The 13839-nt window shown below is 59.2% G+C and carries 11 protein-coding genes, 3 tRNA genes and 3 pseudogenes; 9 read left to right on the top strand and 8 right to left on the bottom strand.

What is annotated here, in order from left to right; genetic code table 11:
• Positions 1 to 144 precede the first annotated feature (144 nt).
• Positions 145 to 219 (bottom strand) — tRNA-Gln (locus tag QCM77_RS10705).
• A 210-nt stretch (positions 220 to 429) separates the two neighbouring features.
• Between QCM77_RS10705 and QCM77_RS10700 the strand changes: the two genes are divergently transcribed.
• Entirely contained in the window at positions 430 to 726 is a 297-nt protein-coding gene (locus tag QCM77_RS10700; protein ID WP_511337189.1) for a hypothetical protein, read from the top strand.
• Between the two features lie 3 nt (positions 727 to 729).
• Here QCM77_RS10700 and QCM77_RS10695 read toward each other — a convergent pair.
• A tRNA-Gly gene (locus QCM77_RS10695) sits at positions 730 to 800 on the bottom strand.
• A gap of 250 nt (positions 801 to 1050) precedes the next feature.
• On the opposite strand from QCM77_RS10695, the gene QCM77_RS10690 reads away from it, so the two are divergent.
• Positions 1051 to 1365, top strand: a complete 315-nt coding sequence (locus QCM77_RS10690; RefSeq protein ID WP_279683307.1) for a hypothetical protein — start codon at positions 1051 to 1053, stop codon at positions 1363 to 1365.
• A 333-nt stretch (positions 1366 to 1698) separates the two neighbouring features.
• Here the strand turns inward: QCM77_RS10690 and QCM77_RS10685 are convergent.
• Positions 1699 to 1772: transfer RNA gene (locus tag QCM77_RS10685), tRNA-Arg, on the bottom strand.
• Between the two features lie 3 nt (positions 1773 to 1775).
• Between QCM77_RS10685 and QCM77_RS10680 the strand changes: the two genes are divergently transcribed.
• Together QCM77_RS10680 and QCM77_RS10675 are read left to right on the top strand one after the other, a co-directional pair.
• Positions 1776 to 2069, top strand: coding sequence for a hypothetical protein (locus QCM77_RS10680; protein ID WP_279683305.1), 294 nt, complete (start codon positions 1776 to 1778; stop codon positions 2067 to 2069).
• A 157-nt stretch (positions 2070 to 2226) separates the two neighbouring features.
• The gene (locus QCM77_RS10675) at positions 2227 to 2439 is read left to right on the top strand and encodes a hypothetical protein (RefSeq protein ID WP_279683303.1); all 213 of its coding nucleotides are present in this window, start codon (positions 2227 to 2229) and stop codon (positions 2437 to 2439) included.
• A gap of 101 nt (positions 2440 to 2540) precedes the next feature.
• Here QCM77_RS10675 and QCM77_RS10670 read toward each other — a convergent pair.
• Together QCM77_RS10670 and QCM77_RS10665 are read right to left on the bottom strand one after the other, a co-directional pair.
• Positions 2541 to 3849 (bottom strand): annotated as a pseudogene (locus tag QCM77_RS10670) (IS701 family transposase).
• Positions 3850 to 3928: 79 nt separating this feature from the next.
• A pseudogene (locus QCM77_RS10665) lies at positions 3929 to 4708 on the bottom strand (IS5 family transposase).
• Here QCM77_RS10665 and QCM77_RS10660 point away from each other — a divergent pair.
• The 4 genes and pseudogenes from QCM77_RS10660 (at position 4631) to QCM77_RS10645 (ending at position 9006) form a co-directional block, all read left to right on the top strand.
• Positions 4631 to 4969, top strand: a complete 339-nt coding sequence (locus tag QCM77_RS10660) for a tautomerase family protein (RefSeq protein WP_279683301.1) — start codon at positions 4631 to 4633, stop codon at positions 4967 to 4969. The pseudogene QCM77_RS10665 and the gene QCM77_RS10660 sit on opposite strands and share 78 nt — an antisense overlap.
• A gap of 706 nt (positions 4970 to 5675) precedes the next feature.
• Positions 5676 to 6786: pseudogene (gene sfnG / locus QCM77_RS10655) on the top strand (dimethylsulfone monooxygenase SfnG).
• 170 nt (positions 6787 to 6956) lie between these two features.
• A complete protein-coding gene (locus QCM77_RS10650) occupies positions 6957 to 7730 on the top strand; it encodes an ABC transporter ATP-binding protein (protein ID WP_279683299.1) in 774 nt (257 codons plus the stop codon).
• 124 nt (positions 7731 to 7854) lie between these two features.
• On the top strand, positions 7855 to 9006 hold the full coding sequence (locus QCM77_RS10645; RefSeq protein WP_279683297.1) for a YiiX/YebB-like N1pC/P60 family cysteine hydrolase: 1152 nt from the start codon (positions 7855 to 7857) through the stop codon (positions 9004 to 9006).
• A gap of 97 nt (positions 9007 to 9103) precedes the next feature.
• On the opposite strand, the gene QCM77_RS10640 is transcribed toward QCM77_RS10645, so the two are convergent.
• Genes QCM77_RS10640 through QCM77_RS10630 form a run of 3 tightly spaced genes read right to left on the bottom strand, consistent with a single transcriptional unit; the run spans position 9104 to position 13149 of the window.
• Positions 9104 to 10579: an RES family NAD+ phosphorylase gene (locus QCM77_RS10640; protein ID WP_279683295.1), complete on the bottom strand. Its 1476-nt coding sequence runs from the start codon at positions 10577 to 10579 to the stop codon at positions 9104 to 9106.
• Between the two features lie 7 nt (positions 10580 to 10586).
• Positions 10587 to 12089: an argonaute/piwi family protein gene (locus tag QCM77_RS10635; protein ID WP_279683293.1), complete on the bottom strand. Its 1503-nt coding sequence runs from the start codon at positions 12087 to 12089 to the stop codon at positions 10587 to 10589.
• Positions 12016 to 13149 (bottom strand): hypothetical protein, encoded by a 1134-nt coding sequence (locus QCM77_RS10630; protein WP_279683291.1) that lies wholly within the window; start codon positions 13147 to 13149, stop codon positions 12016 to 12018. Before QCM77_RS10630 ends, QCM77_RS10635 begins: the two co-directional genes overlap by 74 nt.
• On the opposite strand from QCM77_RS10630, the gene QCM77_RS10625 reads away from it, so the two are divergent.
• A partial coding sequence (locus QCM77_RS10625; RefSeq protein ID WP_279683289.1) for an IS1380 family transposase occupies positions 13125 to 13839 on the top strand: 715 nt, incomplete at its 3' end. The genes QCM77_RS10630 and QCM77_RS10625 overlap by 25 nt on opposite strands.

The following is a 13839-nucleotide window of genomic DNA, read 5'->3' as shown; positions in this document are numbered from 1 at the left end:
AAGCGACGGACTACGCGCATTACCGGAATGGTCTGATCGCGGCACACGGGCCCAGCCAGAGAGATTGGTCGCAGGCGCCGGCGTCGCGCCGGCCTAGTCAGACTTATGGGATCCAACCCCTACCAAACCGAGGGCCTGCGATGATGGAGACGGGTGACGGAATCGAACCGACGTGATCGCCTTCAAAGTGCGACGTCCTAACCATTGAACGAGCCCGTCAGAATTGGTCCTGCCAGTCGGAGTTTTCACCGACGAAGTCCAGCCGTGAAAGGGCCGTAGCCTTGATCCCAGGAGATGGCAGGGAAGATGAAGCAGACGCCGACACGTTCAAGCCCATGCGCGAGATTGTGCCGAGCGTCGTGGATCGGTTTGCGGACGCATTCCGGGACGACCGCAGCCAGGACGATCTCTTGGTCCTTCTGGGAACGGTTGTACGGCCCAGACTGCGGCGTCTATTATGGCCTCATCGACTGGACCGACGACTACATCTGGAGAGAGATCATGGAAGAGCACGCTCAAAAGCTGATTAGGATCATGAAGGAGGCTGGCATCCAGCCAGGCGACATCATGATCTTCACCGCGATCGAGGAGATCTGGTTGCGGCCAGATGGCTCCGATCGCGAAGAGCTCATGGAGGGGCTGCAATACACCGGCGATCAGGGTTGGGTCGAGGACGCCGGCGGTCGCAAACTGCGGCTCACCGCGAAGGACGCGACCGCGGCTTGACGGAGCGGGCTGCCGGACTCGAACTGACTTAGCCTGAGTGGAAGCCAGGTGATCAACCCATGACCCAAGCCCGCGTAGAATTCGTCGGAGGCCCCGCGCACGGCGCGACGATCGACCGTCCCCGCAAAGCGACGGTGAATGTCCCGACACCAAGCCTCGGCCAGTTCACATACACCCTCCGACGCTGCCGCGGCGCTGGCGGCGATTTAGTCGAGGTGCTCGCGCCGGCCGGCCGCGATATTGATCGCGCATGGCTCGCGGCGCGCGGACTAAGGAACTGATAAGAGATGAGCCTTCATGGCGAACATCACACAAGGAGAGACCATGACCATCACGGCCCACATCGACCGCCAGAAGAACAAGACCATCGACGGCGTGACGTTCACGAATACGCACAGCGGGCAAAAGAAGGCTTACGGCGATTCCTTCTATGAGTACGACGTGCAGAGCGATCTCCCCGCCGAAGAGGTCGAGCGGGTTTGCAGCCAGCGCGTATACAAGGCAATGCCCGAGAGCCAATACCTCGCAGAGTGCAAGGTCGATCGCAGCATGGACGCCCACTTTCGGGCACACTACAGATTTCAGAAGCGCGGCGAAGGCCAATATTTCTATCAGATCTGCTTCCCGTACACCGATTAGTCATTCTCACAGATGAGCAGGAAACGAGCATGACAGAACACCCATACGACGTTTGCTACTTCCGCGATTATCGGCATCAGCTTGGCGGCACGGGGGCGCTGCCAGTTGGGATCGCTATGCACGCCACCCCTTTGCCAGAAGTTCAGGTTTTCGAAAGGGCAGAGCGAGGCTGATCTACGCACGCCCGACCCAGGCCGGCTGGTGCCTCACCACGGCTCTCGACCCGATGGGGTTGGCTGAACGCACATAAGCTAACATCGAGGTAGAGCGGTGTTCAAAAAGATCCACGAATCGGGGCTGTGTCCAGTTGAGCTACGCGACCACGGTGGATGAAGCCCTCGGCAGGACTTGAACCCGCGACCCTGAGAGGTAGAAACTCCCCGCTCTTTCCACTGAGCTACGAGGGCGTAATGTCACCGAAGATCACAGCCAATCGGCAGGATGAAGAGCCCAGCCGCATCGATCGGCTAAACCGTTTGGCGGAGGTTTTGCTCACCAAGGGCGTCACCAAGATCATCGGCTTGCATGACCACAAGGGCACGCTCTACGTAAATTGGTCGGCGACGCCGTCGACCTCAGAGCTGACAACCGTCATCTCCGCTTGGGCCGCCGAATACGAGCCTCACAGCAACCACGCTGTCAACGGCCGGCCACTCGTATCTGATGTCGGTGGCGACAACCCCTTCGGCGGACCGCACTTCTAAAATGGAGACCCCGGCCGGTGCTGCCCCGGCTCATGGCGGTTTTGCAGACCGCCGCGTCTTGTTTCGCCACAGGCGCCATATCTCAAAATTCTTCGCGCGATCCGGCACGTGGTCGCTATATGCTCCTCGACCACGGTCGGCTTAAGGAGTTTGAGTCATGGCTACGCTTTGGAAGGGATCGCAGTGGAAGGTGACGAGCGCCGGCGTCGACACCCTCGACGACAGATATTTCATCGCGAAGGACCGCGTGCACGAGGACGAAGGCGGCCAATGGACATGGGAAGATCAGATGGAAGACAAGGGCTGGGTCGACATAGCCGACTTCCGCCGTGCCATGACCTTCGCCCGCTCGAAGTGGCCGAAAACGTGATGGCTGCGCGCACAGGAGTCGAACCTGTCTGAGCGGGGTCAGAGTCCGCTGCCTAGCACTACTTTGGCACTTTTGTTTTAGCGATTCGTACGAGGAGTCTTTCACAGTGGGAGCATCGCAGGGGTGGAGGGCGTTCGAAGAGATCGAGAATGGCTTGCCTGATGGCGGGCATGCTGGGCTGTGGTGGCGGTCCTGCGCTTCTTTTTTTTTCCGTCCCGCTGCTTTGAGGCGGCGGGATTGGAGGAAGGCGTAGGCGATCATCGTCATCAAGGTATGTCTGTGTAAGCCTGTCCAGGATCTGCCTTCGAAGTGGTCGAGCCCAAGCTCTTCCTTGAGTTGCTGGTGCGCCTGTTCACAGACCCATCTGGCCTTGATGGCGGCTGTAAGCATCACGATGGTGGCATCGGCCGGCAGGTTCGACACATAGTATTTTTGCTCTCCGGTCGATCGCCGCTCGCCGACGAGCCAAACCTCGTCGCCAGGCATGCACTGCATACGACTATCGAGCATCCGGTGCTTATGACCATCCGCAACTCGAACACGGCGGGCCGCGAAGCGACAGTTCAGCCGGCCCTTGGTTCCCCGTCGCCAGCTGACCTTCCGCCACTTCTCTGCGTCCAAAGTCGCCTCGGCGGAAACCGGAGGCCGGTCAGGAATGTGGTATTTGCGGCGCTTTCCGGTTTTTGCGACGGGGAAGACTAGGGCCACGTCCGCCGGGTAGACATTCTGGCATCGCGACAGACCCACCGCCCACAGCAGCCCGCGCGCGCTCAAAGCCTGGCGGAAAGGCCCACTTGATCCGTATCCTGAATCGGCAAGCACACAGCCGAAACGCACGCCGGAGGCGATGACACGATCGATTTCTTCGATCGCGATCTCCGGCTTTGTTAGAGCGATCTGCCGATCCTTCGGCACGTGGGCTAGCCTCATGCGCTCGGGATCGTTCGTCCAAGTCTCAGGTAGAAATAGCCGAAGCCCCACCATCACCCGGACTTCGCGCGATGCCAGCGTCACCGAGACCAGAGACTGACAGTTGGCTGTCTTGCCAAGGGCTGAAGCGTATTGCGGCGCCACGCCGACCGAGCGCTGCCCCTTCTTCGGCAGCGCCGTATCGTCGATGATCAGCCAGGCGTCATCACTGCCAACCATCTTGTCGGCCTCGGCAAGCAGGACTTTCTCCAGCGGGGCCGCATTCCATACACCACTTGCTATGAAGTGATGCAGCTGGTCGTAGCCGACCTGTCCGTCGCGCGCTGCCATGGGCTGGATGCTCTTGCGATCGCCAGAGCCAATCAGTCCCGCCACATAGGCTGGGCACATCTGTCGCCGTGCCTTGTGACCCAATCGATCCAAAAACGGCTCCAGAAAGCGTCCAAGCTCCTTCCGCCAATCCGATCTCCCGCCTCCCATGGTCGGCCCCTCCAAAAGCCGACAACCCATCAGTCACAAAAACACTGATTTGGGAATCCCGCGCAGCTTAGGTCCAGACTCAATTGAGCCAATATGCGACGAGAGCAGCGAGATGAACAGCGGCCAAAAAATTACGGGCGAGCTTGTCATATCGCGTGGCGATGCGCCGGAAGTCCTTGAGCCTGCAAAAGCAACGTTCGATGACATTTCGGCCTTTGTAGGCGCGTTTGTTGAAGCGATGGATGAGACACGGTTGGATTTATTGGGGATTACGGGCTTGGCGCCGCGCCGAATGATTTCGCCGCGAAGCTTGTCGCCGTCATACCCTTTGTCGGCGAGGAGCGCGCTCATGGGTGGCGCGAGCGCCAGGACATTGGGAGCCGCAGCGATATCGGCATCCTGGCCTGGAATCAGATGCAGGACGACCGGCCGGCAGAGCGGATCGCTCAGCGCTTGGATTTTTGTCGTGCGGCCTCCGCGCGAGCGGCCGATTGCTTGATTGTGCTCCCCCTTTTCCGCCGGAGGCACACCGCTGAGCTTTAATCGAGGTCGAGTCGAGCGACAGCACGACGCCGTCTTCGCTAGGCTTGGCCAGCGCTTCGAAGATTACGCACCATCGTCCTCGCTTGGCCCAGCGATTGAAGCGATTGTAGATCGTCGTGTAAGGGCCGTATTCACGTGGACAATCACGCCATCGTGCACCCGATTGCAGCATGTGAATGATGCCGCTGACGATGCGTCGGTCGTCGTCCCGATCCGGCCCCGTCAATCCCCTCGGCAGATGCGGTTCGATACGCGCCCATTGCCTGTTTTCAGCCAAAACAAACCAGCGCGCATTCTCTCGCCCCCGAATCAACACGTAGGCAAGAGAATCACGTGGCGCTATTTAGGTGCAGACCCTAGTATTGAGGTCGTGATGTTCTCGGGCCGATCGCTTGAAGCGAAGCGCGCGCTCTATAAGGCATTGGTCACGAACCTGTCCGTGCTCGGGGTGCCGGCGACTGAGATCAAGATCGTCTTGCTTGAAGTGCCGGCGGAGAACTGGGGACTCAGAGGTGGATGCCCCGCGTCAGAGATCGACTTAGGTTTGAAGGTTACTTGGCGCGCTCGTTGCCGCTGAGATGATCGGCGCGTCGCAGGGGATCGGACAGCTGGTTGGAATGGCGGTCGTGATTGCAAGCGCGGCCGTTTTACTCTGGCACACGCGACCAATCGCATCTGGTGATACCAAATAGGTGCCCGAGTCGGTCGCAGCTGGCGCGGGCTTGCGACGGTGGTGGCGGCAAACTCAGTTTGACAGGATGGTGGACAATTATCATCGGAGGAACAGGAACGACGCTCGCTTGCAATCGCGAGCTCAGCGAATACGAACTCGTCAGGTGACGAGTCCGTAGACGCTGTTTCTCACCGCGCAGCAACGAAACAATGCGTTCGCTGCGAAATAAGAAAAATTGATTATCTCCGTACAACGAAAAATAGTGCGTCTTTAGACTCGCGGAGCCGCACGTTCTCTGAGAGGATTGATCTCTAGGTAATGATGCCGGTCAGGGACGCTCATGATGCGAAACAACATCTTCGACAAAGGTGAATGGTTCGGTTACGCGCAGAGCTTGTCGATGACTTGTGTCCGTCCTTCTGTTGACGCTGCGCGAGATGCGTCGACGCGATCGCACCGCAGATCGCTGTAGCTCTCCCAAATCAGTAGCCTAAGCGACGGCTTGAATAGCAGCAGCGCGCGTTTGTGCGGAGCGGCGCGCTCGGATGGTGCTGCCCGCCTCAAGTCGTCGTCCATTTCGCCGCAGACCTACTTCCTGAGGGGTAAACAGATGACCGCGAACAACAACGCGATCAAACTCGCTTACTGGGTGCCGAACGTGTCGGGTGGCCTTGTCATTTCATCGATCGAGCAACGCACCAGCTGGGACATCGACTACAATCGCAAGCTTGCCCAGATCGCCGAGAAGGCCGGCTTCGACTATGCCTTGAGCCAGATTCGCTTCACGGCAGGCTACGGAGCTGACAAACAGCACGAATCCGTCAGCTTCTCGCACGCGCTTCTCGCAGCGACCGAAAAGCTCAAGGTGATCGCGGCTCTCCTTCCCGGGCCTTGGAATCCGGCGCTCGCGGCAAAGCAGATTGCGACCATCAGCCATTTCACCAATGCGCGTGTTTCGGTCAATATCGTCTCGGGCTGGTTCCGCGGCGAATTCCATGCCATCGGCGAGCCCTGGCTCGATCACGACGAGCGCTATCGCCGCTCGGAGGAGTTCATCAACGCGTTGCGCGGGATCTGGTCAGAGGAGAGCGTTACGCTCAAGGGCGACTTTTATCGGTTCAACAACTATTCGCTGAAGCCGAAGCCGCTCGATCCGCTGCCGGAGATCTTCCAGGGCGGCTCCTCGCGGGCGGCCCGCGACATGGCTGCTCGCGTGTCCGACTGGTATTTCACCAATGGCAATACGCCAGACGGCCTGAAAGCGCAGGTTGATGACATAGGACCAAGGAAAAAGCCTTCGGCAAGAGCTGGCGAACCAAGATCGGCATCAATGCCTTCGGCATCGTTCGCCAGACAGAACAGAGAAGGAAGCCAAGGACGTCCTGCAGGAGGTCCTCGACAAGGCGATCCCGGATGCGGTGCGCGGCTTCCACCACGAAGTCCAGAATGCGGGCAACGCCAGTCCCGAGCGCGAGGGCAATTGGGCCAAGTCCACCCTTCAGGATCTCGTTCAGTACAATGACGGCTTCCGCTCGAACCTGATCGGCACGCCGCAACAGGTCGCCGAACGCATTATCGAGCTCAAGCGTGCCGGCGCTGACCTGATCCTGCTTGGCTTCCTGCATTTCCAGGAAGAGGTCGAATTTTTCGGCAAGCATGTAATCCCGCTGGTCCGCGAGTTCGAGGCGAAAGCGCCCGTGCGCGTTCAGGCTGCCGAATAGATTTGAGGAGAAACAGCCAGGTGTCCGGGATCGCGACAGGGGCGGGCGTGCTTCGTCTGGAGGAGGGGCCTCCAGCCGAACAGATTCATGGATCGACCCGCGAACGCGATAACGCCACAGAACGCGGCACCGAGCGTGCTGCCCAAACACTCGTAAGTCCAGCACTTGGATTGGCAAAGATTTCGCTGACATTTGGCGGTGTCGCTGCGCTGCGCGATGTCGACCTGAAAGTCGCGCAGGGCGAGATCCGGGCAGTGATCGGACCAAACGGCGCCGGCAAGAGCTCACTGCTCAAAATCGTCAGCGGGCTTTACCGGCCCGACCGGGGCCAAGTGCAGTTCGGCGCGCATTCATTCGATCAGGTGCCGACTGCGAGGCTTGCCGCCCATGGCGTGGCACGGACGTTTCAAAACCTCGCGCTGTTCAAGGGACTTTCCGTCTTCGACAATGTGCAGATGGGGCTCGCGCACCGCATGCGCGCGGGATTTCTGCGCCAGATCATGGGCTCGCCCCTGGCGCGGCGGATCGAGGAGGAGAACCGCGCGGCGGCGACAGAGGTCATCGGCTTCCTGCATCTCGACGATGTTCACGACCGCTTTGCCGGAACGCTGCCCTATGGCGTGCAGAAGCGGGTCGAGCTTGCGCGTGCGCTGGTGGCTCGGCCAAAGCTTCTGCTGCTGGACGAGTCGTTTGCCGGCGTAACCCTCGCTGAGAAACAGGAGCTGTCGCAGCATGTGCGCAACGCCCGCGACAGCCTTGGCGCCACCATCGTCCTGATCGAGCATGATATCGGCGTCGTGATGGGGCTATCCGATCGCGTGGCCGTGCTCGATTACGGGCGGAAAATCGCCGACGGCACGCCAGACCAGGTCCGCGCCGATCCGGCGGTGATCGATGCCTATCTCGGCGTCGCGCATGAGGACGATACGGAGCTCGCGATATGATGTTCGACTAATCAAATAGTTAGATAGGGTGCATGTACAAATCCTGTGCACGACGGCTCTACGATTTTTTACCATTCGTTCTTCTGATGGCGTTCCCAGTGGCTGGCTACGCATGAGCGCAACGATGAAACGCCTGAAGATGTCGGCTTTGTTGCGGGGTGACGTCATCCTCACCACCACCGCCGCAGCCGTTAGCAAGGCAATCCGTTGGGGGACGAAGAGCGATATTTCGCATGCGATGATTTGCGTCCAGCATGGATTGGTCATCGATGCGACATCGGAGGGCGTGCACGCGAGGAACACTCAGCGCTTGTTCTTTGAAGACGGCTGCGCCTTACATGTTTTGCGTTTGAAGGCTGGCTTGACACCCGAGCAGGCTGATCAAGTCTGCCTTTTCGTTCGGCAAGGGATTGGGTCCGAGTACTCGACGCGCGAAGCGGTACGATCGGTCATTGGCGGTTCGGATCAGTGGACGCGCAAGCAATTCTGTTCTCGTCTGGTCGCGCAGGCTTACGCTTCTGCCGGAATCAAGCTTGTCGATGATCCGAATTACTGCGCGCCAGCCGACTTAGGTAGAAGTGCCTTGCTCACAGCCGTACCGAGTGCGGTTGATATCGTGAGTGCCGAGGAGACCGCTCGTTGGGCGGCACATTCGGATTCGACTGAAGCTATGAGAAGCGCAATCAACGCCGTCCTCGAAGGGGCCCGAAAACGGGACAACGGCATTCAAACCTTCGAGGATATCGACCCCTATCTCATCGAGCACCAGTACGAGGACGCCTACTTTGCCGATCTTCTGGCGTCTTCGGGCTATCTCACGGTTTGGCAACTCAATACGGAACGTAACCGCTGGCAGTACGAAGATGAACTGCTGGCGGAGTTGCCGTTTCACGAGTGCGAGAATTATTGCAGAGGGACCGTGAAAGATGACGAGATCGGACCCCATCGGTATATAATCAATCGCGGTGCTTATCGAGGCTTGTCGCACTACTATAAGCTGACCTGGTTCAAGCTTCTCTTCGACCTTTACGATTTGCTTTGGGGTGAATATCGCCATCGGGTCAGGGTCGCGAGGCGCTGGCTCGAAGCGAATGGCCTCGTCGAAACCGCACGCGACAATATCCTGTTGCCCCATTCGAAGGAGTGGTTCGCCGCCATGCAGCTTTGGGACCCCGTAAGAGTGGCACAGACCAAATTCATGATCGATGATGCTGGCCGGGACGATGTTTGCTCGGTCTGTGGCGACGACCCTGCTGCGGACTATCGGCTCGAATAGCCGTTTAGGCCCGCAGCCGGCCCGGACACCTTGAAGCTCTGCGAGGACTGCGTCGAGATCCGAAGGAATATGGGTGAGCCGTTTGAGGTCATGTAGCTCAGAACTTATCCAGATGGCTCCTGTCCATGCGATGCCGACGGACGGAGTGCTTGGTTGTTCTGAAGGACACGGCCTCGATGTGCCGAACTTCCAGACTTTCAAGGTCGAGTTGAAGCGTAACCGGCCTTGGTTCGAGGTGTTCTTGCGCGCCCGGCATGATGGCAAAAACGGGACCTGGCGGCGTCGGAGTGGCTGGCGGCTTGGGACTGGAGGTTATTTCCGATACCCAATAGTCGGGCTCCCGTCCTTCTTCATATTCAGTGTAGGTGCGCGCAGATAATTCGGTGTCGGGCGGGAATTCGAGCTCTTCGACACGTGACGAGGGGTGGAAATGGAAAAGGACGACGTTTTTGTTCTTCTTGCCGATGGTGACCTGTGCCGATGGATAAAGAATGCCGTCCAGCTTTGCCTGGCCCGCAAGATAATCGGCGATCGCTTGTGTGATGAGGTAGTCGGCAGGCTCATCGTTCGGCATAACCGGCCGGGTGATACGTTCACTCAATCGTCCCAGAAATTTAGCCCGCTCTAACTTGCGAATGTGATCGCTGTCGAAGATGCTGCCGAGCACGAGAACAGACCGCAGTGCCTCCACGTCGAGAATTCTTAAAGGGCGAACTACGTTAAATTTTCCAACCATGACACGGCTGCCAGCCGGCAGTCTGATTTCCGCGAGCGCGACCTCGGGCGTGAGCGCGCCGTAAAAGACCGAGATACCACGGGCGTTCATGCGTCCACCACCCGCAAGATGCGTAGGCGCTGGGCCAAGATCACGGTCCGGTCGGGTCATCGCTTTCTCGAGCTCCGTTTCGGATTGAAAAACGCGCGCCCGGAACAGGGATTTGATCTTTGTTCCGGGCCCCGCCTCGATGACGACGCGCTGGCCCACGAAGGTTTTGTGATCGGCAAGGCCTTCAAAGAGTGCGGACAAGACAGCTTCCGCGCGCTTATTGAAAAAACGGCTCTCAGTCTTCAGGCTGTTCTCGAAAGCCATCCACTCGTGGCGGAATTCAATGTCGTTGGCTTTCACCTCCTCGTAGTAGGAGTCGTCGGCGAAGGGGCATTCTTCGCCTATGGCATCGGCATCGAAACTGGCGTGGCGCTCTTCAAGGATGCGCTGCACATCTTCCGCAATCTCGTCCTTAAAATCGGCGGCATTGACGATGGCCCACACGACGGGCTCGCCATGACGTTCCCAATCGTAGGTGCTCTCACGGTCCCTTGACAGCATGTGCTCGTAGTCGTTGGGTTCCGTCGATGTCTGCCGATAATGACGGTTGAAGGCTCCCTCGATGTGGTCGGCCAACGCTTCGACGCCGATCGCCTCTTGCTCGGCGTTGCAGTAGGAGCAGGTTTTTTCTTCGCCGCTCTCGTGGATGATGTCCGATAGGTGGCTCTCGCCCACGCAAGCGAAGCACACGAATTTTGGGTCATCGTCGTTGTCGCCGCCGGGCGGCGCTTGAGGAGACGAGGTCATGGCCGCCCTAAATATAGAAGCGGTACGACGCCTTCGGGGTAGCGTTGTCGGACAACTCCTCCATCAGTTCGCCCACCCGCCGCGCAAAAAGCAGGGTGATCGGCAATCGGGCGATCCCGTCGCTCGAATTCCAGTTCATTTTGGTGAGCGTGAGGATTTCTTGGGCCCGGTCCTTCATGTTGGTTGCGGTGGCGCTGCCGAGTTCGAGCGGCGCTGGAATATGCATACCTGGGTACTCGTTCCACCACGGCACGTAACCGCTCGTGAAAAGATACGATTGATCGGTCAACGAGCACAGCGTGCCGCGCCAGGGGTCTTCGAGGCCTTTGCGAACGATGCGGAAGGATGTCGGCCGCAGCCACACATAGTCCACCGTCGAAACGCGGTTCTTAGCGGCTTTTTTGAATCCCTCGATTTCTTGCGGTGCAAATCCCGTTGTCTTGTGAACGACGACGCGGTCGGGCATGACGCCAGCCCGGCCGAAGTATTGGTTGAGAACGTCTTCTAGGAGCCCCGAGGCCTGAGCCTCGTTCAAGTAAGGTTGCCGGTCATGCTTTTTGTCATGATCGATATGGGCGCCTTTCAATGCAAACGGCTCGACATCGGTGGAATAAGCCTGCGCAACGCTGGCATAGACCAAGTGGCCGCTGCGCTTCTTCATATGATGGAAGGAGATCCCGACGAAGCAGACATTTTTGGGCAAATCGGTCGGACGCCATGGGATGCCCTTCGCTTTGTAGTAAAGTGAGGTCGCGAAATTCCACGAACGCGTGGCGTTGCTCTGCCCCTTGTCGTCCGGGCGATCGATGGTGTCGCGCCGGAGAATCTGGATAGGCACGGCTTCGTCATGCATCATCGCGCGCGCTTTGATGGCGCGATAGAAGGTCCGGAACAGCAGATCGTCCGCGACCGTGTAAAGCTCTTGGGCCGCTTTCTTTTCTTCTTCGGATGGCTGGAAGAGCGCGAGCTGGTCGCTCTCTTCTTCGGCCCGCAAAACTTCCAGCGCTTTGCGTTCTTCGGGCGTGAGGCCGGGATTGGCGACGCGCAGGTCGCCAAGTTCTGGCTTGATGCAGACCACAACGCAATCAGGCGCTTCGTCACCGAACAGGCTGTTGATACGACCATCGAACAGTTCGACGAGTTCGTTGAAAGACCGGCCTGTCACGGCGTCCTTGAAAAGCGTGTTATAGATGCCGACTTCGATTGGGCGGACGAATTGGTCTTCGATGACGAAAGTGCAGTTGAGGGCTTCTTTCAACCCCGGCCAATTGCGAAAGCGATTCGAGTTGCCTTCGAAGGCTGGCATGAACTGTTGAAACCGGTTGATCCAGTGGCGCGTGGCCTCGATGTCGTCGGCGAGGCCGACGAGACCAAGGCGAATGGTCCGCAGGCCGCGATTGTCGGCGGGCCCGTACGCGGCAAGGCCACGGCGCGGGTCAACGTCGCGCGAAGCGTTGGCGAACTCGACTTGCGGTTCGGGCAGAACGTCGATCTTGAGTGGCAGAGCCATCGATCAGACCTCCTTCCTGAACATCCAAAGTGACGAAGCTGCCGTCGAGAAGAAGTCCTTCGACATGGCGTCCGCCGACGTTGATCGTTTGCGCATTTTGCGACAGAAACCGGCCCCAGAAGGTCAGATCGCTTTCAACATTGGCATTGCGGTCAAGTTTGATGCGACGTGTGGCTTTGCTGGTACGCAAATAGCCCGGCAACGGGGTTTTGCCATCGCGTTTGCCGAACATGTAGAACGGCTTGATGCGAATGCCCCAAACCGCGGCTTGCCGGACGACTTCATAGCCGAATCCTTCGCATTCGAACCACGAATGTCGGCCGAACACGCGAAGTTTGGCGACGCCGCGTTTGACGTTCTTGCGGTTGGGCGTGTCGTACGTGTAAAGGCGATCCTTGCCGTTTAAGCCGGTGAAATAGGCGCGGTTTGCGGGGTAGCCCCTCTTGATCTTTTCAAGGATCAAGCCTTGAGCTTCGAAGCGCTTGAGGTAGTTCTCGAAATGGCGCCGCAGTACCCAGGAGAATTTGCGCTGGAGCACCGGATCGCTCTCGATCTCGGCGAGCGTAATGGTTCGCGCCGCGCCGATCGCAACCGAAGCGAACAAAGTCGCGACCAGCGGTTCGGGCATCAAGCTCCAAAGGTCGTCCGAGCGGTATTCATAAACGAACGTACCGGCTTCATCGAGCGGTACCTGCCGTTCGAGCTCGGCCCAGCTCGCGACTTTCACCTTGATGTGCGTGAGGCCGGGAGGCGTCGCTGCAAGTGGCAGGAGATTGAGAACGTAGGTGCCGACGGGTCGTGTGTCGCGCCCGACGTTGGCGGAGCCAGCCGATGCATTGACGCGGAACACTTCGGCAATAAAGCTGTCCTCGCCGGGCGGATAGGCGAAGGTCGCCGCGCCCCACTTTCGGCGGCTAGCCCGTCTTATTCGCCAGTCCTGAGAGGCTGGCGAGCGTGGTGTAAAGCGCTGATGCGGCGTAGGGTTCGGTTGCGAAGCCAACCCCATCGCCTTCAGCCGCGAACACCACGCCCGCCATGACCGATGATACGATTCTGCCATTCTCGTTTCCAGCCGTTCACGCCAAGGAAGTCACAGCTGCCTTCGATGGTGGGCGCCTGACCTCGAATGGGGGCGTGATGCTTCTGGCGATGGCCGAGCGGCGTCTCGGTTTGGCCGACAATTTGGCCCGGGTGTTCCCGGATCGCCGCGATCCGACGCGGGTCGTGCACAGCCTTGTCGATATGTTCCGCGCTCGCATGTTCGCGATCTGCTGCGGCTACGAGGACGCCGACGACCTCGATCATCTGCGGTCCGATCCGGCGTTCAAGCTCGCCTGCGGTCGCCTGCCGGACACCGGCCGGGATTTGTGTTCCCAACCGACGCTGTCGCGGCTGGAGAATTCGCCGCGACTGCGCGACGTGATCCGCCTGACCTACACCTTGGTCGACGCATGGATGGATAGCTATCCGTGCGAGCCCGCATCCATCACCCTGGACATCGACGACACCTGCGATGTCGTCCACGGCCATCAGCAGCTCTCGCTGTTCAACGCTCATTATGACGAACGCTGCTTCCTGCCGATCCACGTCTACGACACGGAGACGAGCCGGCCCGTGGCGGTCGTGCTGCGGCCCGGCAAGACGCCGGGCGGCGTCGAGGTGCGTGCCCATCTTCGACGCCTGGTACGGCACATCCGCACGCGATGGCACAAGACGCGAATTACGTTCCGTGGCGACGGGCACTATGCTC

The organism is Bradyrhizobium nivariense (assembly GCF_029846695.2).
GTDB lineage: Bacteria > Pseudomonadota > Alphaproteobacteria > Rhizobiales > Xanthobacteraceae > Bradyrhizobium.
Note: the sequence above shows the minus strand (reverse complement) of the source record. Positions and strands in the feature narration are given on the sequence as shown.